General features: G+C 66.9%; 20 protein-coding genes. 12 read left to right on the forward strand and 8 right to left on the reverse strand.

Going from position 1 to position 24508, the window contains the following annotated elements; genetic code table 11:
• Positions 1-23 precede the first annotated feature (23 nt).
• Positions 24-1238 (forward strand): FAD-dependent monooxygenase, encoded by a 1215-nt coding sequence (locus D2V04_RS11635; protein WP_119513864.1) that lies wholly within the window; start codon positions 24-26, stop codon positions 1236-1238.
• A gap of 9 nt (positions 1239-1247) precedes the next feature.
• Here D2V04_RS11635 and D2V04_RS11640 read toward each other — a convergent pair whose 3' ends face one another.
• From D2V04_RS11640 to hemC, 3 genes are read right to left on the reverse strand one after another with little or no spacing between them, the layout of a single operon-like run.
• A complete protein-coding gene (locus D2V04_RS11640; protein WP_119513865.1) occupies positions 1248-2159 on the reverse strand; it encodes an MICOS complex subunit MIC60 in 912 nt (303 codons plus the stop codon).
• Positions 2160-2210: 51 nt separating this feature from the next.
• The gene (locus D2V04_RS11645) at positions 2211-2894 is read right to left on the reverse strand and encodes a uroporphyrinogen-III synthase (RefSeq protein ID WP_119513866.1); all 684 of its coding nucleotides are present in this window, start codon (positions 2892-2894) and stop codon (positions 2211-2213) included.
• Positions 2891-3826, reverse strand: coding sequence for a hydroxymethylbilane synthase (hemC, locus tag D2V04_RS11650; RefSeq protein WP_119513867.1), 936 nt, complete (start codon positions 3824-3826; stop codon positions 2891-2893). The genes D2V04_RS11645 and hemC overlap by 4 nt, the downstream gene beginning before the upstream one ends.
• Before the next feature lie 45 nt (positions 3827-3871).
• Between hemC and tsaD the strand changes: the two genes are divergently transcribed.
• The 9 genes from tsaD to D2V04_RS11695 all read left to right on the forward strand — a co-directional run bounded on the left by tsaD (position 3872) and on the right by D2V04_RS11695 (position 12320).
• The gene (gene tsaD, locus D2V04_RS11655; RefSeq protein WP_119513868.1) at positions 3872-4900 is read left to right on the forward strand and encodes a tRNA (adenosine(37)-N6)-threonylcarbamoyltransferase complex transferase subunit TsaD; all 1029 of its coding nucleotides are present in this window, start codon (positions 3872-3874) and stop codon (positions 4898-4900) included.
• Positions 4897-5898 carry an NAD(P)H-dependent glycerol-3-phosphate dehydrogenase gene (locus tag D2V04_RS11660; RefSeq protein WP_119513869.1) on the forward strand — a complete coding sequence of 334 codons (1002 nt, stop codon included), beginning with the start codon at positions 4897-4899 and terminating at the stop codon, positions 5896-5898. The genes tsaD and D2V04_RS11660 overlap by 4 nt, the downstream gene beginning before the upstream one ends.
• Positions 5895-7391: a lipopolysaccharide biosynthesis protein gene (locus tag D2V04_RS11665; protein ID WP_228766397.1), complete on the forward strand. Its 1497-nt coding sequence runs from the start codon at positions 5895-5897 to the stop codon at positions 7389-7391. The genes D2V04_RS11660 and D2V04_RS11665 overlap by 4 nt, the downstream gene beginning before the upstream one ends.
• 58 nt (positions 7392-7449) lie before the next feature.
• Complete coding sequence (locus D2V04_RS11670) at positions 7450-8190, forward strand: OmpA family protein (RefSeq protein ID WP_119513870.1); 741 nt, start codon at positions 7450-7452, stop codon at positions 8188-8190.
• Between the two features lie 113 nt (positions 8191-8303).
• Positions 8304-8885: a hypothetical protein gene (locus tag D2V04_RS11675; RefSeq protein WP_119513871.1), complete on the forward strand. Its 582-nt coding sequence runs from the start codon at positions 8304-8306 to the stop codon at positions 8883-8885.
• A gap of 87 nt (positions 8886-8972) precedes the next feature.
• Positions 8973-9332 carry a response regulator gene (locus tag D2V04_RS11680; protein WP_119514253.1) on the forward strand — a complete coding sequence of 120 codons (360 nt, stop codon included), beginning with the start codon at positions 8973-8975 and terminating at the stop codon, positions 9330-9332.
• Positions 9333-9474: 142 nt separating this feature from the next.
• Positions 9475-10650 carry an acyl-CoA dehydrogenase gene (locus D2V04_RS11685; RefSeq protein ID WP_119514254.1) on the forward strand — a complete coding sequence of 392 codons (1176 nt, stop codon included), beginning with the start codon at positions 9475-9477 and terminating at the stop codon, positions 10648-10650.
• Positions 10650-11306, forward strand: coding sequence for a maleylacetoacetate isomerase (gene maiA, locus D2V04_RS11690; RefSeq protein WP_119513872.1), 657 nt, complete (start codon positions 10650-10652; stop codon positions 11304-11306). Before D2V04_RS11685 ends, maiA begins: the two co-directional genes overlap by 1 nt.
• Positions 11307-11309: 3 nt before the next feature.
• On the forward strand, positions 11310-12320 hold the full coding sequence (locus D2V04_RS11695; RefSeq protein WP_119513873.1) for a fumarylacetoacetate hydrolase family protein: 1011 nt from the start codon (positions 11310-11312) through the stop codon (positions 12318-12320).
• A 28-nt stretch (positions 12321-12348) separates the two neighbouring features.
• On the opposite strand, the gene D2V04_RS11700 is transcribed toward D2V04_RS11695, so the two are convergent.
• The 5 genes from D2V04_RS11700 to D2V04_RS11720 all read right to left on the reverse strand — a co-directional run bounded on the left by D2V04_RS11700 (position 12349) and on the right by D2V04_RS11720 (position 21461).
• A complete protein-coding gene (locus D2V04_RS11700) occupies positions 12349-14187 on the reverse strand; it encodes a sensor domain-containing diguanylate cyclase (protein WP_119513874.1) in 1839 nt (612 codons plus the stop codon).
• A 156-nt stretch (positions 14188-14343) separates the two neighbouring features.
• Positions 14344-17547 (reverse strand): autotransporter outer membrane beta-barrel domain-containing protein, encoded by a 3204-nt coding sequence (locus D2V04_RS11705; protein WP_119513875.1) that lies wholly within the window; start codon positions 17545-17547, stop codon positions 14344-14346.
• 75 nt (positions 17548-17622) lie between these two features.
• Complete coding sequence (locus tag D2V04_RS11710; protein WP_119513876.1) at positions 17623-19977, reverse strand: TonB-dependent receptor; 2355 nt, start codon at positions 19975-19977, stop codon at positions 17623-17625.
• Positions 19978-19979: 2 nt separating this feature from the next.
• The gene (locus D2V04_RS11715) at positions 19980-20879 is read right to left on the reverse strand and encodes a FecR family protein (protein ID WP_228766398.1); all 900 of its coding nucleotides are present in this window, start codon (positions 20877-20879) and stop codon (positions 19980-19982) included.
• Positions 20880-20936: 57 nt separating this feature from the next.
• On the reverse strand, positions 20937-21461 hold the full coding sequence (locus tag D2V04_RS11720) for an RNA polymerase sigma factor (protein ID WP_119513878.1): 525 nt from the start codon (positions 21459-21461) through the stop codon (positions 20937-20939).
• A 204-nt stretch (positions 21462-21665) separates the two neighbouring features.
• On the opposite strand from D2V04_RS11720, the gene D2V04_RS11725 reads away from it, so the two are divergent.
• Together D2V04_RS11725 and D2V04_RS11730 are read left to right on the forward strand one after the other, a co-directional pair.
• Complete coding sequence (locus D2V04_RS11725) at positions 21666-22970, forward strand: acyl-CoA dehydrogenase family protein (RefSeq protein WP_119513879.1); 1305 nt, start codon at positions 21666-21668, stop codon at positions 22968-22970.
• Entirely contained in the window at positions 22967-24496 is a 1530-nt protein-coding gene (locus D2V04_RS11730) for an MFS transporter (RefSeq protein ID WP_228766399.1), read from the forward strand. Before D2V04_RS11725 ends, D2V04_RS11730 begins: the two co-directional genes overlap by 4 nt.
• Positions 24497-24508 lie beyond the last annotated feature (12 nt).

Here is a 24508-nt window from a genome sequence, read left to right on the forward strand (position 1 = left end):
GAGATTCCTGCAATGAGAAGGCGATGGACGACAAGCGCGATCTGCTGATCCTGGGCGGTGGCCTGGTGGGAATGACGCTGGCTCTTGCCGCTGCGCGCAAGGGCTTGTCGAGTCATGTCGTCGACCGCGCCGACCCTGCGGAGCTCACCGCCGAAGGGTTCGACGGCCGTGCGAGCGCGATCTCGACCGCGAGCTGGAACCTGTTCACCAACATCGGTCTCGCCTCCGCGCTCGAACCGCACGGCTGCCGGATCGAATCGATCGCGGTGAGCGACCAGCTCAAGCCCGGACGGATCGATTTCCAGCCCGAGACTTACGAAGGATCGCTCGGGCGCATGTTCGCCAACCGCACGCTGCGCCTCGCCCTGTTCGAAGCCGCGGCCGCGCAACCGCTGATTGCCTGGCGCGCGAAGACCGAAGTCATCGCCCGCGACCGCGGGGAGCATGCGGTCTCTGCCACGCTGGCCGACGGGCGCACCTTGCACGCCGCCCTGATGGTCGGTGCCGAAGGCCGCATGTCCCCCACCCGGGAAGAGGCTGGCGTGAAGGTCGCGAAGTGGCAATACGGCCACCGCGCGATCATCGCCGGGCTCGAACACGCCAAGGCTCATGGCGGGGTCGCGTGGGAGATATTCTACCCGGCCGGCCCCTTCGCGCTGCTGCCGATGCGCGACGGCGACGATGGCGCGCACCGCAGCGCGCTGGTCTGGACGGTCGACGAGAAAGATGCCGCCGGTACCCTCAAGCTATCCAACCGGGCCTTCCTGGCCGAAGTGGAAAAGCGCATGGGCGATCTGTTCGGCGAAATTCGCAGCGTCGGCCCGCGCTCGTCGTTCCCGCTCGGCTTCCACCATACCGCCCGGGTGGCGGACCGCCGCCTGGCGCTGGTCGGCGACGCGGCGCACGGCATCCATCCGATCGCAGGACAGGGGCTCAACCTGGGCCTGCGCGACGTCGGGGCGCTCGTCGAAGTGCTGGTCGAAGGAATGCGGCTCGGGCTCGATCCCGGCGATGCGCAACTGCTGGCGCGTTACGAACGCTGGCGAGGGCTGGACTCGTTCATGGTCGCGCTGGCGACCGACGGGCTCACGCGCCTGTTCGGCATTCCGGGACGGACGGCCTCGGCAGTGCGCCGCTTCGGCATGGCGGGAGTGCAGCGCGTGCCCGCGCTCAAGCACTGGTTCATGGACGAAGCGCGCGGCGTGTCAGGAGACGTGCCCGAGCTGATGCGCGCCTGATCGCAGCGGTTACTGCTCCTCGGCGGCGCTGCTCGCCGGGCTCGGCTGTGTGATCGTGTTGCCCGCCCCATCGCGCAGGCGCCGAGGCTCAAGCACCGCCGAGGTCTCAATCAGGTCGAGCGCACGCTGCGCCGCCACGTACCGCTCGGCATCTGCAATCCAGCGTTTCGCCTGTTCGGCACCGGGCAGGTTGCGGACTTCCTCGATCGCCTTGTTCACACGCCCGCTTTCAAGGAAGAACCGCGCGCGCTCTATGCGCCGTTCGGGGCGCGGCGAGGGCGTGGTCTCACGGCGGATGACGAAAAGCTGGCTCAATTCGTTCCCGAGGCGCTCGATCAGCGGATCGTCCGTGGCCTCGGTCAATTCCGGCGCGAGACCTTCGAGGCGGGCCACGAGCACGTCGACCGTTATCGGATTGCGGGAGAAGGCGATGATGGTCTCGACCGAATTGGGCTTCGCGTCGCCGAAACGCAGGCGAAGCTGGTCGGCGAGATAGCCGAGATCGGCCCCGCGATCGAGCGAGCGGCGCGCCGCGAATGCGATCAGCAGCCCTTCCGCGCGCGCCGCATTGCCCGCTGCCGCCTGCGCCTGGAGATCCAGGCGTGACAGGCGCTGCTCCGCCGCAGCCAGGCGCTGGTCAATCCCGCCCTGCTGTTCCGCCACCCGTTCGGCCGTATCGCTCGCAGCAGCAGACGCGGTCGGCGAGGGAGTGGGCGTGGGGGCGAGTATCGGCTGCGGTTCGGGAGTAGCCTCCGCGGGCTGCTCCACGACATCGGATGCATCTCCCCATCCGAAGCGGAAGCCGGAAGTCCACGCGAAATAACCGACGACCAGCGCCCCGAGCAGGAAGGCCGCGATCGCCACGACCAGGATCGGCTTCAAAGAACCGCTCGCGCGGCTTGGGGGCGAATATCTATCCATCGAATTCCGTTCTGCGACCCGCGCGCTTTCAAGGGTGCCAGCGCGCACTCGTCAATGGCATATGTCGCGGACCAAGGCCAGCAGCGCGCTGTCCGTCGGCTGGTCGGCTGTCTCCACCCGCTGCCACCCGGAGCCTGCGGCCTGGCCTATACGGGGTGCGAGGGCTGCCAGCGAGATCGCCTCGCGCGCGATGCCCACGCGGTCGCATTCGGCCGAGAAGTGGCGAGCGGCCTCGCCCGAATGGAGCAGGACGATCCCGCCCTGTGCAAGGCGTGCCGCAAATTCGGGCGGGACCGGAAGGTGGACCACATGGTAGATCACACGGGTGTCGATCGAGACGTTTTCCGGCGGCGTGACAGGCACATGCGCCTCGCCCGTCAGCCGCAGCAACCGCAGGGGGGCTTCTTGCGCGAGATCGTCGAGCATCGGCTGCAGATGCCCCCGTCCTACCGAAACGACCGAGAGCCCTGCTGTCCGCGCCGCCTGCGCCGTCGCCTCGCCCACAACATGCGCCGCGCGCCCGCGCCATCGTGCGAGCTGAGGGCCGGCGTGCCGCACCGCATTGGCGCTACCGAGCAGAAGCGCATCGAATTCCGCCTCATCCGGCGCTTGCCAAGGCAGCGGGTGAATTTCGGCGAGCGGACAGCCCTCGATCCGGATTCCCATCGTCAGCCCAGCCTCGACAGTGGCCGAAAGCCCCGGCTCGGGCCGGATTGCGAAGATCGTACCGCTCACGTTGCTCCGCCGAAATGGGCTGCAATACCGGCGCTTGCGCGTGCGAGAAGATCGGCAGCCAGCCGCGCAGGCGCTCCCGCATCGCCACCGGCGGCGGCGAACCTACATTCGCCGTTCACTCGCTCCGCGCCGTCCGGACTGAACAGGGCTGCACGCAGAACGATATCTTCTCCCCGCAGCGTCGAATGTGCGGCGACCGGGCTATGACACGTGCCGCCGAGGGCGGCGAGCAGCGCACGCTCGGCCATGACCGTCGCGCGCGACGGCGCGTCGTCGACGGCAGCAACTAGCGCGCGGGTCGCCGCGTCGTCGGCGCGGCACTCGATTCCGATCGCACCCTGTGCGGGGGCGGGCAGCCATTCGCTCGGATCGAGCAACGTGCCGACGCCGCGCTTGCCCAGCCGCGCGAGGCCCGCTGCGGCGAGCAGCGTCACATCGGCTTCGCCCGCCGCCAGTTTCGCCAAGCGGGTCGCGACGTTGCCGCGGAACATCACCACTTCGCAGTCGGGCCGGTGATGGAACATCTGTGCCGCCCGGCGCGGGGCGCTCGTCCCCACGCGCGCACCGCGCGGGATCTGCGCCACGCTCGCCGCGCCGATCAGCACATCGCGCACGTCCGCGCGGGGGAGGACCGCGGCGATGGCGAGACTGGCGGGGCGGATCGTCTCGACATCCTTCATCGAGTGGACCGCCGCGTCGATACGCCCTTCGGCGATCCATTCGTCGAGTTCCTTGGTCCACAGCGCCTTGCCGCCGATCTCGGCCAGAGGGCGATCCTGCACCTTGTCGCCGCTGGCGCGTACCGGCACGAGCTCAACGGCGCTTTCCGGCCATCCGTGGGCCGCGCACAAGCGGTCCCGCGCCTCGCCTGCCTGTGCCATGGCAAGCGGCGATTGACGGGTTCCGAGGCGAAGCTTTGGCTGGTCGGTCATGGGCGGCGCTTGCCCTAGCGAGGCAATTTGTTCAGGGGAAGCATCATGGGGATCGTGCTTGGCATCGAATCGAGCTGCGACGAGACAGCGGCGGCCCTCGTCACCACCGACAGGCGGATCGTCGCGCAGCGCATTGCGTCGCAGGACGAGAGTCACGCGCCCTACGGCGGCGTGGTGCCCGAGATCGCGGCGCGCGCGCATGCCGAACGGCTCGCGCCGATGATCGAAGCGGTGATGGACGAGGCAGGCCTGTCGCTGGCCGAGCTGGACGCGATCGCCGCGACCGCCGGCCCAGGGTTGATCGGCGGCGTTATGGTTGGGCTGGTGAGCGCGAAAGCGCTTGCCATGGCCGGCGACGTGCCGCTGATCGCGGTCAACCATCTCGAAGGCCATGCGCTCTCGCCGCGTCTCGCCGATCCCGATCTCGAATTTCCCTATGCGCTGCTGCTCGTCTCGGGCGGGCACTGCCAGATCCTGCGCGTGGAGGGCGTCGGGCACTACCGTCGCCTCGCGACGACGATCGACGACGCCTTGGGCGAGGCGTTCGACAAGACCGCCAAGATCCTCGGCCTCGGCTTCCCGGGCGGACCCGCGGTCGAGCGGCTCGCCCACGAAGGCGATCCGCGCGCCGTCCCCCTTCCCCGCCCGCTCGTCGACAGCGGAGAGCCGCATTTCAGCTTCGCCGGACTCAAGAGCGCCGTCCTGCGCGCGAAGGAGAGCGGGCAGCATCGCGATGCCGATCTCGCCGCGAGCTTCCAGCAGGCCGCGCTCGATTGCGTGCTCGACCGGCTGCGGGTCGCACTCGATGCCATGGAGCCCGTGCCCGCGCTCGTCGTCGCCGGCGGTGTCGCCGCCAACCAGACGATCCGCGAAGCGCTCGAACGGTTCGCTTCGGAACGCGGCATGCGCTTCGTCGCCCCGCCGATGGCGCTATGCACCGACAATGCGGCGATGATCGCGTGGGCCGGCTGCGAGCGGCTCGGTCAGTCGGATCCGCTCGATATCGCTGCGCGGCCGCGCTGGCCGCTCGATCCCGAGGCCGAACCGGTGCGCGGCGCGGGATACAAGGCATGAGCGGCCAGACCCCGGTCGGGGTGATCGGTGCGGGGGCATGGGGCACCGCGCTGGCGCAGATGCTCGCATCGGACGGGCGGGACGTGCTGCTCTGGGCGCGAGAGGCCGCGCTGGTCGAAGAGATCAATGCGACTCGCCGCAATTCCCTCTATCTGCCGTCGGCCGAGCTGGCATCCTCGATCCGGGCTACCGATACGTTGAGCGATCTGTTGGCGTGCTCGGTCGTTCTCGCCGTCACGCCCGCACAGCATCTCGGCAAAGTGCTCAAAAGCTTGCCACAACCACCACGTGATCTGGTGCTCTGCAGCAAGGGTATCGAGGCCGGGACCGGCCGCCTGATGAACGAAGTGGCCGTAGCCGCCGCGCCTGAAAGCGAGACCGCAATCCTGTCCGGCCCGACATTCGCGCACGAGGTTGCCGCCGGCTTGCCGACCGCCGTGACGCTCGCATGCAGCGGCGGCGAGGCGCAGTGGGACCGAATCGCTCCGGTCATCGCCCGCCCCTCGTTCCGTCCCTACTACACCGACGATGTGACGGGAGCCGAGATCGGCGGCGCGGTGAAGAATGTGCTCGCGATCGCCTGCGGCGTGGTCGATGGCCTGCAGCTCGGCCAGAACGCCCGCGCGGCGCTGATCGCGCGCGGCTATGCGGAGATGCTGCGCTTCGGCGAGGCCCTCGGCGCACGGGCCGAGACGCTGGCCGGCCTGTGCGGCCTGGGCGATCTCGTGCTCACTTGCTCCTCTACCTCGAGCCGCAACTTCTCGCTCGGCAAGGCGCTGGGCGAAGGGCAGTCGGCCGAAGCGCTGATGGCCGACCGGCGCACGGTGGCCGAAGGCGCACATACCGCGCCGGTGCTGACCGAACTCGCCGCCCGCCACGGCATCGCCATGCCGATCGCCGCGGCCGTTTATCGCCTGCTGGGCGGCGCGCCCGCGCGGGATATCGTCAGCGAACTGCTATCCCGCCCGTTGCGCGCCGAACAGGAAGGTCTTGCGTGACCGAGGCCGCGCAGCAGGGCGACATCGCCGCGCTCGCGAAAGGCGGGCGAACGAACTTCATCGGCTTCCTGCTGCGGCTCGCCGCGCGGGTGCCGTTCCTGTTCATTGCAGGGCGGCTCTACGGCGCGGCCGAACTGGGCCGCTTCGCCTCCGCCCTGGTGGTGGTCGAGCTGCTCGCGCTGGTCTGTTCGATGGGCGAGAAGCGCGGTCTGGCGCAGCGCTTGTCCGAAGGCGAAGGGATCCGCCCGGCGAACCTTGTGTTCGACAGCATGTTGCTGGCCGTTCTCCTGTCGTCCGTCGCCGGCGTGTTCCTGTGGTTCGTTCCCGCACCGATGTTCCCGGCTGGACAGTACAGCACACTCGACAAGCTGCTCGTCACCGCGATTCCCGCTTATGCCCTGACCGAAATTCTGCTCGCCGCACAGGCCTATCGCTACGACATTGGGGCCACCGTGCGTGCGCGGGCGGTCGTCGAGCCGTGGACCATCTCGATCATGGCAGGGGTGTTCTTCTACCTGATCCCGCAGTCGGGCCTGTCGCTGGCCTATATCGCCTCGATCTACGCCGGGATGTTCACGGCGGCATGGCCGTTCCTCAAGACCTACGGCCTGCCACGCCAATGGCGGCCCAGCCCCGGCGGCATGTGGCGAATGTCCGCCCGCGCGTTTCCGCTCGCAACCGCGGACGCCATCGAATGGGGCACGCGGCGGCTCGACATCTTCATCCTCGGCCTGTTTGCAACGCCGTCCGCGGTCGGCATCTACTATATCGCGCAGCAGGTTGCGAGCCTGCCGCAGAAGCTCAAGACCAGCTTCGAGCCGATCCTCGGCCCCGTCATCACGCGCAATCTCAAAGAGAAGAACTACCCGGCGATCGCCCGGCAGGTGTGCCAGGTGGGCTTCTGGATCGTCGCGGCGCAAGCGGGGATCGCGCTGGCGCTCGGCGTCCCGGGCGAAGCGGTGATGGGGCTCGTCGGCCCCAACTTCGTCGGCGGCACAGGGGCGCTCGCCTTCCTGCTGGCCGCGGAAGTCGTCGCAGCAACTGCCGTCGTTTCGGAGGCAGCGCTGGTCTATGTCGCCCGCAAGCGCAATCTGGCGATCTCGGTCGGCACGATCGTCCTCCAGGGCATTCTGACAGTGACCGCGATCCTGCTGATGGAGCGGCTGGAACTCGGCGAACCCTACAAGGCGGCAGGCGCGGCGATCGCGCTGATGACGGCGCTCGGCGCCGCTTCGCTGGTCAAGGCCTGGGTGCTTTCGCGTATTCTGGGCGAGCGGGTGAACAACTGGCGCTGGGCGCTCGTGTGGGCCGCGGTCCCAGCCATCGCGGTGGGCTACCTCGCAACGCGCATGCCCGAATGGGCGGAGCTTATCTTCGGCATTCCGCTGATCCTGCTCACCTACGGCTGGATCATCTGGCGCAAGGGCTTCGGCCCGGAAGACCGGGTGCTCTTTCGCAAGAATCTCGGCGGAGAAGATGCCGCGGAGGCGTGAGGCAAGGCTTCTTGACCTCGCCCTTTCCCCTTGCGCCGCCGCCCGCTAAAGCGCCGGCATGCCTGTCCGCCCCTCCATCGCCATCGTGGCCGGCGCCCTCGCCACGGGCGCGCTCGCGATGGCCGGAGCGGCGATGTCGGCCAAAGAACTGCAAGCCGAACTCGCGGAACAAGCCGCGCAAGCGATCGAGGAGACGGGCGCGGATGGCGTAGAAGCGCGGTTCGTCTCCCCGTCCAGCTGGCCGTCGCGGCATCCGATACTCGAGGGCGGCGAAGAGCTGGACGAGAATATGCGCACCAGAATTGCGCGCGCCGTCGCCGCGGTGCCGGGAGTGGGCGGAGTCAGGTGGGCCGACGGCGAAGTGCGCGCTCATTCAGGCGGTACGGAGTACACGCCCACCCATTGCCAGGACGATGTCGATGCCCTGCTTCGCGCGCGGACCATCCGGTTCGAAGAATCGCGCAGCACGATCGACAGCGCCAGCCAGGAACTGCTCGACGAGGTCGCAAGGGCCCTGCGTCCCTGCCTCGGCAGCATCATCGCCATTACGGGACACACCGACAGCTCGGGGCCCGAGCCAGGCAATCTCGCGCTATCGATGGAGCGCGCCCAAGCCGTCCGCCAGGCCCTGATCGCGCGCGGAATACCGGGAGACGGGCTTCGCACCCGCGGCGTGGGATCGAGCGAACCCGTCGAGGGTCTGGCTCCGACGGACCCCGCCAACCGCCGGATCGAATTTTCCGTAGTCGCGACAGAGCCGATCGCAATCTCGCCCATCGATTTGCCGGGCGCGCGCTGACATGGCGATCTGGTTCGAATTGATGGTAATGCTGCTCGCAGCCTATGCGGCCGGCCTCGGGCTGGGCTGGCTGATCTGGGGGCGCGCTTCGGACGATCTGGGAGAATGAGGGCATGATGCAGATGGTGGAAACCTGGTGGCCGCTATTCGTGGTGGCGCTGTTGCTGGGCATTGCGATCGCGTGGTGGATATTCGCCTCGTCCCGCAAAACGCAGGTGCGCGACCGCAGCGGTGCGGATGTACTCGAGGAAGGCGCAGCGCCCGCGGCGCGCAATCAGGCGCTGATCGACGCGCCGCCCGCAGCATCGATGCAGCCGCCGGCGGTACCGCCTGGCGTGGCCGGCGCCGGGACGGCGGTTGCTGCTGCAGTGGAAGCGCAGCAGGTCAAGGCGGCAGAGGAGGTCGCGGCTGCGGAGGCGGAAGCCCGTGCTGCGCCTTCCGTGCCCGAGCCCGCAGCGGGCGATGATCTCACGCGGATCAAGGGAGTCGGCGGCAAGCTCAACGAACTGCTCGTCTCGCTCGGCGTCACGAGCTTTGCGCAGATCGCCGCCTGGAACGATGCGGACATCGACCGGGTCGATGCCCAACTCGGCCGCTTCCAGGGACGCATCAGGCGCGATAACTGGGTCGAGCAGGCGCGCCTTCTGGCCGAGGGGAATACGACCGGATACGAAGAGAAATTCGGCAAGCTCTGAGAAAACGCGATCGACCGATATGGGAACGATCGGGTCCGTGACAGGTTAGTTCGATCAAATCCGATCGATTACCTGCAGGAAACCATGATGAATCATCCGCGTATTCTGGTTGCCGAGGACGAGTTCATCGTCGCGTTCGACTTGTGCGACACGGTCGAGGAGGCCGGCTTCGAGGTCGAGGGCCCGCATTCGGAAATTTCCACGGCGATGCTGGCCGTACAGAAGTCCCGGCCCGACCTGGCCATTCTCGACGTCGAGCTCGAGGACGGCGACGCCTTTCCGCTGGCAGAAGCCCTGATGGCGGAGGACGTCCCTGTCATCTTCCACTCCGGCCAGTTCACGCCCGAAGAAGTCCGCAGGCGCTACCCCGCTGCGATCGCCTGCTCCAAGCCCTGCCCGCCCAGCGTCATGCTCGCCAAGGTGCAGAAGGCGCTCAGCGCGCACTGAATTTCCCGGGACGCCCGGCTGCCGGACACGGCGTCAGCCGCATTTCTCCGCTCGGTGCGCACCGCCGCTCGCGCCGGGCTTGCCGCTGCCGCGCAACCCTGCAAAGGGGAATGCGACAGTTACAGGAGAAACCATGGCCGGGATGGTGCCGTTCAGCTGGGAAGACCCGTTCGATCTCGAAGGGCAGTTGACCGAAGACGAGCGGATGATCCGCGATGCCGCGCGCGCCTTCGCCCAGAGCGAATTGCAGCCGCGCGTGCAGCAGGCTTTCCGCGACGAGGCGGATGCGCCCGAGCTGTTTCCGCTGATGGGCCGAGCCGGTCTGCTCGGTGCGACGATCCCCGAGGAATACGGCGGCGCCGGTGCCGGTTACGTCGCCTACGGCCTGATCGCGCGCGAGATCGAGCGGGTCGATTCGGGTTATCGCTCGATGGCCTCCGTGCAGTCGAGCCTGGTGATGTATCCGATCCATGCCTACGGTTCGGACGAGCAGCGGCGGAAGTATCTGCCGGGACTCGCCAGCGGCGAGCTGATCGGCTGTTTCGGCCTGACCGAGCCCGACGCCGGCTCCGACCCCGGCGCGATGAAGACTTACGCGAAAAAGGACGGCGACGGCTATTCGCTGTCCGGTTCGAAGACGTGGATTTCCAACGCGCCTTTCGCCGACGTTTTCGTGATCTGGGCCAAGAGCGAGGCGCATGGCGGCGCGATCCGCGGCTTCGTGCTCGAGAAGGGCATGACGGGACTTTCGGCGCCGAAGATCGAGGGCAAGCTCTCGCTCCGTGCCTCGACCACCGGCATGGTCATGATGGACGAGGTCAAGGTCGGTGCTGACGCGCTCCTGCCCGAAGTACAAGGCCTGAAGGGACCGTTCGGCTGCCTCAACCGCGCGCGCTACGGCATTTCGTGGGGCAGCATGGGCGCGGCCGAGTTCTGCTTCCACGCCGCGCGCCAGTACGGGCTCGACCGGCAGCAGTTCGGCGTTCCGCTGGCCTCCAAGCAACTTTACCAGCTCAAGCTCGCCAATATGATGAGCGAGATCGCGCTGGGCCTGCAGTCCAGCCTGCAAGTCGGCCGGCTGATGGACGAGGGCCGGTTCGCGCCCGAGATGATCTCGATCGTCAAGCGCAACAATGTCGGCAAGGCGCTCGACATCGCCCGCGCCGCGCGCGACATGCACGGCGGCAACGGGATTTCCGACGAATATCGGGTGATCCGCCACATGGTGAACCTCGAAACGGTCAACACGTACGAGGGCACGCACGACGTCCACGCGCTGATCCTCGGCCGCGCGATCACGGGAATTCCGGCGTTCTGATGAAGCTCTTCGGATACTATCGCAGCTCGACGAGCTATCGCCTTCGGATCGCGCTGAACCTGAAGCAGCTCGATTACGACTACGTGCCGGTCAACCTGGTGACCTCCGAGCAGAAGGGGGAAGCCTACACCGCCCGCAACCCCTTCGGCAGCGTCCCGCTGCTGGAGGCGGACGGGCGCGAGCGGGCGCAATCGATGGCCCAGCTCGAATGGCTCGATGAAGCCTACCCCGAACGTCCGCTGCTGCCCGACGGCATCGAACAGCGCTTCACCGCACGCGAGCTCGCCTACGCCATCGCCACCGAGACCCATGCACCCAACAACCTGCAGGTCCTCAAGTACCTGAAGGAGCATTTCGGCGCCTCTCAGGACCAGATCGATACCTGGTACCGGCACTGGCTCACGCGCACCTTTACCCCGATCGAGGCGCGCCTGGCGCAGCTCGGCACGGGCGATTACCTGTTCGACCAGCCCGGCCTATTCGAGGTCGTGCTGCTGCCCCAGGTCTACAATGCGCGCCGGTTCGCCCTCGACTTGAGCGCCACGCCCCACATCGCGCGGATCGAAGCGGCGTGCCTCGCGCTGCCGGAATTCCAGCGCGCCCACCCCGACAATCAGCCGGACAACCCCGAGTTTTCCGGCCCGGAAAAGGATTGAGAGATGAAGCTCGCGACCCTCAACGACGGAACCCGCGACGGCAAGCTGATCGTCGTCTCGAAGGACATCACCCGCTACTGCGCGGCGGACAATATCGCGCCGACCCTGCAATACGCGCTCGACAACTGGGCCGAGGTGGCGCCGAAGCTCGAAGTCCTCTACCGCGATGTCGAACATCAGGCGGTGCCCTGCGAGCGCTTCCACGAGCGCGAGGCGCATTCGCCGCTGCCGCGCGCATATCAGTGGGCCGACGGTTCCGCCTACATCAATCACGTGGAACTGGTGCGCAAGGCGCGCGGCGCCGAGGTGCCCGAAAGTTTCTACCACGATCCGCTGATGTATCAGGGCGGGTCGGACGACTTCCTGCCCCCGCGCGCCGATATTCCGCTGAAGGACACCGCCTGGGGCTGCGACATGGAAGGCGAGGTGGCCTGCATCGTCGACGATGTGCCGATGGGCACTACTCCCGAGCAGGCGGCGGAGCACATCAAGCTGCTGATGCTGGTCAATGACGTCAGCCTGCGTGGCCTGATCCCGGGCGAGCTCGCCAAGGGCTTCGGGTTCTTCCAGTCCAAGCCCGCAACCGCGTTCAGCCCCGTGGCGGTCACGCCGGATGAGCTGGGCGATGCATGGAAGGATAGCGTGATCCACCGCCCGCTGATGGTCGACTACAACGGCGAACCGTTCGGACGCGCCAATGTCGGCCAGGACGCGACTTTCAGTCTCGCCGACCTCGTCGCGCATGCTGCGAAGACGCGCAACCTAGGCGCGGGCGCGATCATCGGCTCGGGCACGATTTCAAACCAGGATGCGGACGGCGGCCCGGGCAAGCCCGTCGCAGAAGGGGGCGCGGGTTATTCCTGCATCGCCGAAATCCGCATGATCGAGACGATCGCCCAGGGCGAAGCGAAGACCCGCTTCATGGCGCCCGGCGACAGCGTGGCGATCTGGATGGAGGACGAAGAGGGTCACTCGATCTTCGGCAAGATCGAGCAGCAGGTCGTCCAGATCTAGGCCGCCGTCGGCCGGGCGACAGGTCGGTTCACACGCACTGAAGCAGCCGATGGCGGTCGCGCGTACCCTCGGCCCGGTATTTCCAGCCGAGCGGTCCCTGCGCCACATGGACCCGGTTCCGCCCCGCCGCCTTGGCCGAATAGAGGGGCGAATCCGCAGTCTGGAGCGCCAGGGTCGCGCTGCACGGCTCGCGCAAGTGCGCCAGGCCGATGCTCGCGGAAACGCCGAACATGCCGCCATCGGCGTCGCGGATCTGGTTCTCGTTGATCGCTTCGCGCAGCCGTTCGCACACCTCGGCCGAGGCTGTAATGGCCTCGTGCCGTCCAATCATCCCGAACTCCTCGCCGCCCAGCCGCGCGAAGAAGCACTCGTCGTTCGACAGGCGCTTCATGATTCTAGCGACGTGCTTGAGCACGAGATCGCCGACATCATGGCCGTAGCGGTCGTTGACGGTCTTGAAATGATCGAGATCGATGATTGCGAGTGAGAATGGGCGCTCGTCCGCCCCCGCCAATGCTGGCTCCAGTTCCTTCAGGAACGCCCGGCGGTTGGGCAGACCCGTCAAAGGGTCGGTGCAGGCATCGCGCATGGCCTGCAGTTCTTCTTCCTTGCGGACCGTCACATCGCGCACGGTAATGACGTAACTGCCAGGAACCGTCTGTCCCCCTTCGACCGCGCGGACTTTCGCCTCCAGCCAAACCGTCTCTCCTCCCTTCGCGACGGGGCGCTCGACGACTTTGGTCACTCCCGGAGCTGCCCTCGCCTGCGCGAGCGCATCAGCGATCAGCGACGCGTCGGCATCATCGAAGAATATGGACAGGTGCAGCCCTTCGAGATCGTCCGCTCCGCTGAGGCGCATGCTGGCGGGGGAAGCAAAGCGGATCCGCCCTGCTTCGTCCAGGCTCAGCAGCGCGTCGTCGGAGTGATCGGAGATCATCCGCTGCAGCGCTTCGCGATGCAGGATGTTCGCGTGCAGTATTTCCCGGTGCTTGAGCGCAGTCGCGACCGGCAACGAGGCAAGCAAGACGACCACGAGATAAAACTGCAGGAACAGGGCCTTTTCCGCCAGCGCGACCGGAAGGGCCGCGAACGGGCCGGCGTCGGCGATCAGCGAGGCCGAGGCGACCAGAGCGGTCAGCAGGACCGCGACCGATGCCCCGATCCGCCCGAACCGGAAGCAGGCGACCATCAGCGGCAGGATTGGCAGGAACAGGGCCGGATAGGTCGTCTGGTAGAACGCAAGAAACGCGACACCGACACAGGCCAGCGAAAGGCCGGCAAACTCCCACCAGCCGCGCGGTGTGCGCAACCTCATGAGCCCGCCAGGGCGTCCGCGTGCAAGCAGGAGCGCTAGCGGCAAAGCCAACAAGGTGCCGAGGCCGTGGCCGGCAAACCATTCAACCGAATGATATCGCCATGCGCCCCCTACTTCGGCCGCGACGAGCCCTCCGCCCGGCAGCGACGCCAACGCCGGACCGACGATTCCGCCGATCAGGATCAGCTTCACGAAGCCGGACCAGTTCTCGAAATAATCCCGCTCCGGCCGCAGCCGCACGAGCAACGCGGCGATGAGCGTCGCCTCGCACATGTTGACCAGCGCCAGCGGAATCGCTGCATGCGGACCAAAGCCGAACAGCGTGGTCGCGCAAATGCTGAGGCTCGCGAAGAAGATCACCGTGCGCGGCCAGGCGCGCGGGGGCACGTTGACGAGCAGCGCCGCGAGGATCGCAGTGCCGAACCAGACCAGCGCGAGGCCGCCGCTGAAACGGGTCGAATAGATGGTGAGCGAGGTTACCGCGAAGAACGCGAGCGCGAACCCGAAAGTCCGCAAACCCGACTCTTCAACACTGCGCTTTGCCCCGGCCATTCCCCCTTCATGACCGAAAGCGGTTAAGAATTCGCAAGAGAGGGGCACGCTGGGTGCGAGGGGCTGCACGAGGCGGATCTGCCGGAAATCGTGCCGCCCGGCTGGACGGGAGCCGGGCGGCACGACCTGCCCACAGCGAGCTGCGGGCTAGGGGGCTCAGAAACCCATGCGGATGGTGCCGCGCAGGGTGAAGCCGACGTCGTCGTGACGTTCCTCGGCACCGGCTTCGCCGGAGATCGTGAACGCCTCGTCACCGCCGATCGCACGCAGGCGCGCATACCAGCCGTTGACGCTCTGCTCCGCCTGAAGGGTGAACGGATCGCCGCCTTCGAACTGCGCGGTAGTGTCACCCAATCCGCCGCCGAGGATCTCGCGCCAGCCGCCCTCGCCTTCGACGCGGAACCAGCTTGTGTCGCGTGCGCGCATGCCCTTGAGATCGACCCCGAGCGTCAGGCCGCCGTTGACGGCAAACTCGTCGCTCGTTCGCTCCGCAACGGTGAGATTCAGGCCTGCACCGCCGCCAGTATCGGTGTAGCCGTCTTCCTTCAGCCGAACGTAGTCGACCACGACCGAGGGACGGAAGAAGAAGAACTGTCCGCCACCTTCGAATGAAGCGCCGCCCATGAAGCTGGTGACGGTACCGTCCCACTCGCGCTCGACATCGCGCGAAATGGTGTCCTCGCCAACAGTCGCGTCGAAATAACGCGTCCCTTCGAAGTTCACCATGCCGATGCCGGCGCGGGCAAACGTTTGCAGACCGCCCCACTTGCCGACCCAGTGTGCGGCCAGCTCATAAGTGCCGGAGTGGACCGAACTGGTGTCGCCGATATCGTGGCGATTCCACAGATAGGTGATGGTGCCGCCGAAGCGACCGAGGCCGGTTGCGATCTCCGCGCCGGCAGCGAAGCCGAGGCCGCTCTGATCGTAAGCGGCGGTATCGCCTTCGTCCTTGTTCGAGCCCCAGCCGCCAGCGTCGAAGATCAGGTGGATCTTGGACGACGGTTCGATCGGACCCTGGGGATCGGTAAGAAAGCGCGCCATGGTCCGCGTGCCCAGGCTGACCCCTTCGAACGCGCCGCCGGCGTGGTCCGGCAGCATTAGCGTGACGGTGTCACGGAAGGCATTTTCGTCGGTGATGTTGAGGAAGACGTCGGCGATCTCGTCGTCCTCGCCGAGCGCGTCGAGAATCGCATCGTAGGCGCTCGCCTGCGACCGGTTCAGGCCGAGTTCCGTGGTGGTTTTGCGCCCGATTTCGACCGCCAGTTCGTTGGCGGTTTCGTCGGCATCGATGGTGGCCTTGTACATGAACGGAAGCAGCGTGTTATCGCCCGTCAGTTCGTCCCCCACCTGCAGATCGCCTGCGGTGAGCACGACGTAGCGCCCTTCCGCGCTATCGATATCGGCGAGGCGGAAGCGCAGCTTGGAGTCCTCATCGAATGTCGCGGTACCGGCGACATCGATCAGAGTGCCCTCGCCCGCATCCTTGTCGAGCGTGACATTGAGGATCGCGCCCGAGCCCACCTCGAGCGAGCCGATGGATGTCGGGCGAGACAGGTCGAGCACACCGCCCGATACGGTGACGGCAAGGTTCCCGGCGTTCGTCAGCGTGCCAGAGAAGCGCGCCGAGCCTGCCAGCGTCAGCACGTCCGCGCCGCCGCCGAAGTCGGCCGTCCCGTCGAATACCGAGGAGCCCGCAAGGCTCATCGTATCGGCGCCACCGCCGAAGGTGACGGTGCCGGTCTGCTTGGCGTCGCCGGAGAGCGCGAGTTCGTTGCTGCCGGCCCCGAACGTCACGTTGCCGCTGACGGTCCCATCGGCAATCTCGAACACGTCGTCGCCGGCACCGAAGCGCACGTCGCCCTTGATCGAGGGCGCATCCTTGCCAGAGGCGACCGCAGTCTGTCGAACGGTCGCGCCGGTTGCATTCGCGGTCAGATCGATCGCGACGTTGCGGTCGGAGTCCTCGTCGGCTCCGCCTGCGGAAATCGCGCCGCTGTTCTCGACCAGTTCGACTCCGCCGCTGCGGTCGAGGATCGCGGTCGCCGTGCCGTCCTTGCCGGACACGGCCGCCTTGATCGTGCCGCTGTTGCGAATGGTGGCCACGTTGGCCCCCTCGTCGATCACCACCGCGGTTGCGACCGAATCCTCGGTCTTGCCGCTGCTGGCGCCGATCGTGCCGGAGTTGCGGATCTCGGGCACCGTTGCATCGGCGCCGATCCGCAGCGCGGTGGCACTCGCATCGACCGACTTGGCACCGATCGTGCCCGAGTTCGCAATGCCGCCCGCGATGCTTACCGCACCGCCGCGGCCGCCGATCACGAGGCCGTTGCCGTCGACGCCGGCATAGACGCCGTCACCGGTGATCGCACCTTCGACGATTACACCGAAGTTGTTACCGCTACCGGCAACCGCACCGATCGCGATGTCGCGATCCGCGGCGCCGATCACCATGGCCGGGGCTGCGCCGGCGGAGACGACCGCGGCCGTGCCTTCGTTGGCATCGGGGATGCCGTCCTTGTCCTCGTCGGCGTCGTCTTTGTCGGCGTCCTTCGGTGCGGCTGCCAGCACGATTCCACCGGTCACGTTGCCCTCGATGACCAGCGCCGACCCGCCCTGGAGCTTGTCGTCGGCATCGAGTTTCGAAGCATCCGACGGCGGCGTCGGATAGCGATAACCAGTCGAGGAGACCTGCCCCTGAACCACCATCGCGCCGTCGACGTCGCCTGCGAAGCGGGCGCCAACCGCGCCTTCGCCCTGCGCGATCACCTTGCCCGCCAGGCGTACGTCGCCGGTGATGTCTTGGGCGCTGACGGCAACCGAGTTGCTGCCAAGCACGCTGGTCTCGCCGTTGTGCGTGAAATCGCCCGTCAGCGGCCCACCCAGCGCAATGCCCGCGGAATCATTGCCTTCCACCACGATCTTGCCGCTGTTGGAGAGATCGCCCGTGTGTGCACCAAGCGTACGGATGCCCGCGCGTCCGGTGCCGACCGCGAACGGCCCATCGAGGTCGCCGTCCTTGTCGATATCCTCGGGGGTGTAGGTCTCGTCGATCGTGATCGTGCCGGAATTGACGATGTTGCCGGTCGCGCCTGCCGCGGCCGCAATGCCGGTCGCGCCGTTGGCATTGGTGATCTTGATCTCGCCTTCGTTGGTGACCCCGTGGTTGCTGTCCATCGTCACCGCGGTGCCGCTGCTGACGACGACGGAGCCATTCTTGTCGATGCGGATCGAGTCGGGCGAACCGCTCTTGATCGTCGAAGTCCGCACCGGCTGAGTGCGGTCGTCGGAAATCACGGTCTGGGCGGAAAGCGGCGTGGCAAGTGCGGCGATCGCAGTCGTCGCAAGCAGGTAGCGGTGCATGAGTCCTCCGGTCCTTTGTTGACCAGCAGGACGGAGCCGTCACACGCCAACCTTGGGGTCGGCGCAAAAAAATCGTTAGAACGCGAAATCGAGCCCGAGACGGAAGGTTCGTGGGCGCAGCGGTGTGATCTGCTCGCGCCCGATCTCGAACGGAGTGCCCAGCGCGAAGCGGTTGCCTTCGGTGTCGAAGATGTTGGTCACGCTGAACGTCAGCCCCATCCGTTCGCGCCCGACGCGCGCGGTCAGGCCGCTGTCGAGGTAATCACCCTGCGGATCGCCAAGCTCGGGTCCGATTCCGAGGCGCGATTCGCCGACGTAGCGTGCCCACCCTCGCGCAGTGAGGACGAGATCGCGGCCGATCGCACGTTGGTAGTCGAACCCCGCTCGCGCGTTGACGTTGGCGATGTTCGGCACCTGGCCGATCCTGGTGAATAGAAAATTGCGCGGGCTCTCGATCCGGCTGCGATTCCACGAGAACCCCGCCTCGAGGCGCAGGTCGGGCGTCATCGCCACACCGCCGGAGAAGCTCGCCGTCCAGACCTGTCCGTCGCCGATGTTGGCGGTAGTCGGCAGTCCGAAAGGATCGATGAAATCGGCCTGGATGTCGCGCCAGCGGGTGAACGACAGGCTGCCGGAAAGATCGAATGGCCCCGCCCCGGGCCGGCCATGCCTCGCACCGATCTCCAGCGTGGCTGTCCGGTCGCTGCGGAAGCGGCGGACGAACTCGCCATCGATCGCGAGCCCGCCGGGCCGGAAACCCTCCTGATACTTGATGTAGAGCGCGGTCTCGGAAAGGAGGTTCGCAGTGACCGAGGCGGAGGGCAGGAACACCGTTTCGTGCCGCTGCGCCGTCACTTCGGAGCGGGCGAGCGCGATCATCGGATTGACGTCCTCGCCCGCGCCCCCGAGCTCCGATCGCGTGACGCGACCCCCGGCGGTCGCCACCAGCCCATCGCGCAGGCGGTAGCTCGCCTCCCCATAGAGCGTCGCTTCGTCTACCCCGTTGCGCACGCCGGTGCTGGCGCGCATGACTTCCGCCGCATCGAAGCTGCGCGTCAGGCGTGTGCGGTTGTGCGTGAAGCTCGCGCCAACCACCCAGCCGAAGCGGTCCTCCATCGGCTGCCACAGCCGCGTTTCGTTGGCGATCATCTGCGAATCGTTGTTCTGGATGAACACGCGCGTGGGTTCGTCGGGCTCGGTCGCGTCGTATCGCTCCTGCAGCTCCTGATCGACCACGCCGGTAGACGACCGGAAGCGGATCGCGCCGAAGTGGCCGCTGACGACGAGCTGGCCGTGCAGGTAGTCGGCGTCGAACCCTTCGATCACGCGCGCGGACCGCGTCAATGGCGGGCCGTTGCGGTCGGCGTACTGGCTGTCCTCGCCGTCGATCCGCTGAGCGAGCCCGATCACGTCGACGGTCCAGCCACTGCCCAAGTCGGCGCGGGCAAAGGCACGCCCACCGTAGATACGCGTGCGGTTGACATCGTCGCGCCCGAGCAGCGGCTTGTCGATATAACCGCCCTGGCTCTCGGCATCGACGACCAGTCGCAGCGTCGCCGCCTCGCCCGCGAGCGGCAGGTTCATCACCGCCCCCGCATCGGCCCCGAGCGCCCCGTGGGTGGTCGCCGAGCCGCCGAAACTGGCGGAAGCAGACACGACGCCGGGCTCGGGCACATTGGGCACGAGCCGGATGATCCCACCGAGCGATCCCGCCCCGTAGAGCGTGCCTTGCGGCCCCTCCAGCACCTCGACTTTCTCCATGTCGGACAGGCGGAGATCGGGATCGGGCGAGTTGTAGCTCAGCCGCAGGTCGCCGAAATACTGCCCGACGGTCGCCTGCGTGGGCCCGGTGAAGCTCGAATCCGCGATGCCGCGGATGAACAGCTTGTTGCGTCCGCTGCCGAGGTAGGTGGAGGTCACGCTGGCGACCTGGTTGGCGATACGCTCGCTGCCCCCGGGACCGCCGAACGCCAGATCGTCGCCCTGGATGATCGTGATCTGCCCGGCGTAGTCGCGCAAGCGCACATCGCGTTTACTGGCGGAGACCACAATGGGCGGACCCACGGCGGGCGGCGGGGGTGCCGGCGCTTCGGCGTGTTGTGACTGACGGCGAGAGGTTTGCTTACGCGCCTGAGGCTGTTTCTCGGCGACCAGTCGCCAGCCCATCGCACCCGCGCTGACTGGCCGTGCGCCGAGCGCGCGGGCAAGCCGATGGACCGCCTCACGCGTAGTGAAAGTCCCCCGGATCGCCGGCACCCGGCGGGCGGCCAGCTCGGGGTCGGAGATGACGATGCTGGTGCCGGTCTGCCGCGCGATCGCGGCTGCTGCTTCACCGCCGCGCCCGGCCGGTACGTTCACCCGCACTTCCTCCGCCTGCGCGGGGACCGCGGCCACCAGGGCAATCAGGGCTATCGGCAGGGGTGCGCGCATCGTCAGGGTCGGTCGATGATCCAGCTATCTCCTTCGCGGCGCACGGCGACGCCGAACAGCGGGCCGATGGCCTGCGGATTCTGCTCTACCGGCGCCAGGGCGACGCTGCCCGTCACGCGCCGTTCCGCAACCGCGGGAGCGGCGGAGAACGCAATGCCGGTGCTGCTTGAAAGCTCATGCGCGATCTCCCCCAGCGTCGCATCGTCGAAGGTGAGCCGGCCATCGCGCCATTCGCCGATTCGCGCAACCGGCGCGGTCCCGAGACGATAGGCGTCGCTGCCGTCGGTAACGCTCAGTGTATCGCCCGGCTCCAGCCGCGCGAGCTTGCGCTCGGGGTTCACCAGAACCACGCCTTCAGACACTGCCACACTTGTGACAGTGTCGGCGCGCACGACATCGAACACCGTACCGGCATCGACCAGCGTCTGCTCGCCGACCCTGACGACGAACGGGTCCGCCTCGTGGTGCCGCACGCTGAAAAGCGCCCTGCCCCGTTCCAGCGTCGCGACGCGCGGGTCGTCACGGTCGAGCACGATCCGCGCTCCGCCCCCGAGTGTGACGTCGCTGCCATCCGCGAGCGCCACCGTGCGCGTCTCGCCCGCTGCCGTCGCGACGACATAGCTCGCATCTCGCAACTGAATGAAGCTGAGCATTACCACCAGCACGATGCACGCCGCCAGCGCCAGCCAGCGCCAGCCGCCACGAGCGGGCGCTTCTGAGGGAACGTCGTCGTTGGCCGGCGCGACGAAGCCATCCTCGGCCGCATCCATCACCGCGGCCACCGCACGATCGTATTCGCGCGCATGCGCCGGATCGGCTTCGAGCCAGGCGGTGAATGCGTCCCAATCCTCGAACGAGGGATCTCCCGTTCGCACGGCCCAGGCAATTGCTTCGTCGGTCATCCGTTCATCTTGCCTCATCGGGGGCCCTCTTCGCCAAAGAAGACGGAGCCGAGCGTCTCAAGCCTCATCGATCCGCTCCTTCACCTCGAGGATGGCGCGGTAGGCACGGCGCAAATCACTCTCGACCGTGCTCAGGCTGACACCGAATTCCTCCGCGACCTGCCGCTGCTGGACACCGTCGATGCGGTGGCGGTGGAAGATCGCGGCGGGCCGTGGACCGAGAGCGTCGAGCGCCTCAGCCACCAGACGCGCATGGTCGCGGGCGATCAGCACACGTTCGCCCGAAGGTGCGTCCGACACGCCCGGCACCGTCGCGGCCGCCTCGCTCCAATCCTTGTCGCGCCGGCGCGCCTGGCGTTCGGACCGATAACGGTCGATCATCAGTAGGTCGGCGGTGCGGTAGAGATAGGCCATCGGCGCGGCGACTGGGCCCACCGCCGCGGTAGTAATCTTGAGCCAGACTTCGTGCAGCAGGTCTTCTGCGGCATCGCCTGCGCCGCGCGCGCGCAGGAAACGCAGCAGCCGCTCGCGGTTCGCGAGGAAGGCGGCTTCGAGACCGTTGGGCGCGCGGTTGCTGGACACGGACAAAACCAATGACGGCCGCGCGCGATAAGTCAAAATCCGCGTCGGGGAAACAAAATCCGCGTGGGGGAAGGTGTGCGTCCACGCACGCCAGCTCCGGGAGGGGGCTCTCGCCGACGATTCGACCTACGCTTGTAGTGTTTCAAAAAACGGGTATGCTGATTCGCAACAGACCCCAAAGGGGCGGCGACAACGGGAAGAGCGATGGCCTGGGATTTCGAAACCGAGACCGAGTTTCAGGAGAAACTCGACTGGATGGAAGAGTTCGTCCGGGAAAAGGTCGAACCTCTGGGAATGCTCGGCATCCACCCCTACGACGTGAAAAATCCGCGACGCAACGAGCTTGTCCGCCCGCTGCAGGCGGAGGTCAAGGCGAAAGGCCTGTGGGCCTGTCATCTCGGACCGGAGCTTGGCGGACAAGGCTATGGCCAGGTCAAGCTCGGCCTGATGAACGAGATTCTGGGCGGCGCGAACTTTGCGCCGATCGTGTTCGGCTGCCAGGCTCCCGACACCGGCAATGCGGAGATCATTGCGCATTATGGAACTCCGGAACAGAAGGAGCGGTATCTCCGACCACTGCTCGAGAACGAGATCGTTTCGGCCTTCTCGATGACCGAGCCGCAGGGCGGCTCCGATCCGACCAACTTCGTCACGCGCGCCGAGCTCGACGGCAATCACTGGAAGATCAACGGCGAGAAGTGGTTCTCGACCAACGGCAAGTGGGCGGACTTCCTGATCGTCATGGCGGTGACCGACCCCGAGGCACCACGGCATGAGCGGATGAGCATGTTCATTGTGCCCGTCGACACGCCCGGCGTCGAAATCGTCCGCAACGTGGGCGTTTACGGCCAGCAGGACGGTTCGGAGAGCTACATCCGCTACACCGACGTTCGTGTCCCCGCCGATCATCTGCTCGGTGAGCGCGGCGGCGCCTTCGCGATCTCGCAGACGCGCCTCGGCGGCGGGCGGGTGCACCATGCCATGCGCACGGTCGGCAATTGCCGACGCCTGCTCGACATGATGAGCCGGCGGGCGGTTAGCCGCAAGACGCGCACCGGAACGATCGCCGACTATCAGGCGGTCCAGATGCAAATCGCCGACAGCTACATCGAGCTCGAACAGTTCAAGCTGTTCGTGCTCAAGACCGCCTGGATGATCGACAAGTATCAGGATTACCGCAAAGTCCGGAAGGACATCGCGGCAATCAAGGCGCTGATGCCCAAGGTCTATCATGACATCGCCGCGCGCTGCGTCCACATCCACGGCTCGCTCGGCGTGTCGAACGAGATGCCATTCGTCGGCAGTCTCGTCGCCTCGATGGTTATGGGCATCGCCGACGGCCCGACCGAGGTTCACAAGGTCACGGTCGCGAAGCAGCATCTGCGCCAGTACCGCGACGTGGCCGACCCGATCTTCCCCGACTACTCCCTGATCCACCGCCGCGCCGCCGCGCAGGCCCTCTACGATCCGCTGGAGGAAATCACCGAAGCGGCAGAGGCCGCGGCGTGAACGCGACACGGGCAGCGCAAGGGGACGCCCCTGCGGCAGAGACCGCGGCGGTTCCCCCGGTCACGCTGGGTACCCGCCTGAGTTACGGCGCGGGCGCGATGGCCAACGGCATCAAAGGGGCGGCGTTTTCGAGCTACCTGATGCTTTACTTCAATCAGGTGATCGGGGTGCCTGCGGCAATCGTCGGCACTGCACTCGCCTGCACGCTGCTGGTCGATGCCATCGTCGACCCCTTCCTCGGCCGCTGGGCGGATGTCACTCGCTCGCGCTGGGGTCGGCGGCATCCGTTCATGTACGCGGCAGCGGTCCCGACGACGATCTTCTTCTTTCTCACCTGGTTTCCGCCCGATGGGCTCAGCCATGTTCAGCTCGGCTTCTGGATTTTCGCCTTCGCCGCCACGACCCGGGCCGCGATCAGCGCGTTCGAGATCAATGCGTCAGCGATGGCACCCGAACTGACTGGAGACTACAACGAGCGCACGCGGCTGTTCTCGCTCCGTTACTGGTTCGGCTATGCCGGCGTGTACGGCTTCACCGCCTTCTCGCTCGCGTTCATCTTCATCGAATCGCCGGAGTATCCTCGTGGGCAGCTCAACCCGGCAAGCTACGCCAACTTCGCAGCGCTCGGGGCAGTACTGATTTTCATCGCGATCCTGATCTGCGCGGCCGGAACGCACAACCGCATCCCTTACCTGCGACAGGCCGCCCCCGCGGGCAGTACTCCCAAGCTGCGTCTGCGCGATCACCTGGCGGAAATGTTCGCGGCCTTCCGCAACCGCGCTTTCCTCGCCATCTTCGGCTTCGGCGTGTTCAAGTACACCGCGATCGGGCTCTACAGCGCAACCACGCTTTATTTCAGCACGTTCCTGTTCAAACTCGACACCACGCAGCTCGCGCTGCTCACGCTCGACAGCTTCGTGGCCGCGACGATCGCCGCGCCGCTCGCGCCGATCTTCTCCCGTTGGCTGGGCAAGCGGACGAGTTCGATGGTCTTCGCCGTGCTCGGCGTGGCCATCGGGCTGAGTCCGCTGCTGCTGAGTCTGCTCGGCCTGTTCTTCGTGCCGGGCGATCCGTTGCTGGTGCCCACGCTCTTCGTAATCGGAGCGGTTTACGGGGCCATGGTTGCCGTTTCGCTCATCAACACCAGCTCGATGCTGGCGGACGTGGTGGAGGAAAGCGCGGTCGAGACTGGGCGGCATACCGCAGGCACGTTCTTTGCAGCTTCGAGCTTCATGCAGCAGTGCTCCAACGCCCTCGGTATCTTCGTCGCGGGGCTGGTCCTCGCCTGGTCCGAATTCCCCGAGCAGGCGGACCCCGCGACGATCGCGCGCCCGGTGGTCGACAGTCTGCTGCTGCACTATATTCCGACGTCGATCTCGCTCTGGACGATCGGCGCGCTTATCCTGGTATTCTACCCCATCACGCGCGCCCGGCATGAGCGGAACATGGAGATCCTTCGCGCCCGGGAAGCCGAGGCGCGCGAACAGGAACAACGCGATGCGGCCTTGGGCGGCCCCGCGAGATAATCGAGGAGAAAA

Source organism: Pelagerythrobacter aerophilus (assembly GCF_003581645.1).
GTDB classification, from domain to species: domain Bacteria; phylum Pseudomonadota; class Alphaproteobacteria; order Sphingomonadales; family Sphingomonadaceae; genus Pelagerythrobacter; species Pelagerythrobacter aerophilus.

Bases quoted from the DNA above. Each gene is read 5' to 3' on its own strand.
- D2V04_RS11715 (WP_228766398.1), bottom strand. From the start codon at position 20,879: ATGACCGACGAAGCAATTGCCTGGGCCGTGCGAACGGGAGATCCCTCG.
- D2V04_RS11670 (WP_119513870.1), top strand. From the start codon at position 7,450: ATGCCTGTCCGCCCCTCCATCGCCATCGTGGCCGGCGCCCTCGCCACG.
- D2V04_RS11635 (WP_119513864.1), top strand. From the start codon at position 24: ATGGACGACAAGCGCGATCTGCTGATCCTGGGCGGTGGCCTGGTGGGA.
- D2V04_RS11700 (WP_119513874.1), bottom strand. From the start codon at position 14,187: ATGGCCGGGGCAAAGCGCAGTGTTGAAGAGTCGGGTTTGCGGACTTTC.
- D2V04_RS11675 (WP_119513871.1), top strand. From the start codon at position 8,304: ATGATGCAGATGGTGGAAACCTGGTGGCCGCTATTCGTGGTGGCGCTG.
- D2V04_RS11710 (WP_119513876.1), bottom strand. From the start codon at position 19,977: ATGCGCGCACCCCTGCCGATAGCCCTGATTGCCCTGGTGGCCGCGGTC.
- D2V04_RS11660 (WP_119513869.1), top strand. From the start codon at position 4,897: ATGAGCGGCCAGACCCCGGTCGGGGTGATCGGTGCGGGGGCATGGGGC.
- D2V04_RS11705 (WP_119513875.1), bottom strand. From the start codon at position 17,547: ATGCACCGCTACCTGCTTGCGACGACTGCGATCGCCGCACTTGCCACG.
- D2V04_RS11695 (WP_119513873.1), top strand. From the start codon at position 11,310: ATGAAGCTCGCGACCCTCAACGACGGAACCCGCGACGGCAAGCTGATC.
- D2V04_RS11725 (WP_119513879.1), top strand. From the start codon at position 21,666: ATGGCCTGGGATTTCGAAACCGAGACCGAGTTTCAGGAGAAACTCGAC.
- D2V04_RS11640 (WP_119513865.1), bottom strand. From the start codon at position 2,159: ATGGATAGATATTCGCCCCCAAGCCGCGCGAGCGGTTCTTTGAAGCCG.
- hemC (WP_119513867.1), bottom strand. From the start codon at position 3,826: ATGACCGACCAGCCAAAGCTTCGCCTCGGAACCCGTCAATCGCCGCTT.
- tsaD (WP_119513868.1), top strand. From the start codon at position 3,872: ATGGGGATCGTGCTTGGCATCGAATCGAGCTGCGACGAGACAGCGGCG.
- D2V04_RS11685 (WP_119514254.1), top strand. From the start codon at position 9,475: ATGGTGCCGTTCAGCTGGGAAGACCCGTTCGATCTCGAAGGGCAGTTG.
- maiA (WP_119513872.1), top strand. From the start codon at position 10,650: ATGAAGCTCTTCGGATACTATCGCAGCTCGACGAGCTATCGCCTTCGG.
- D2V04_RS11680 (WP_119514253.1), top strand. From the start codon at position 8,973: ATGAATCATCCGCGTATTCTGGTTGCCGAGGACGAGTTCATCGTCGCG.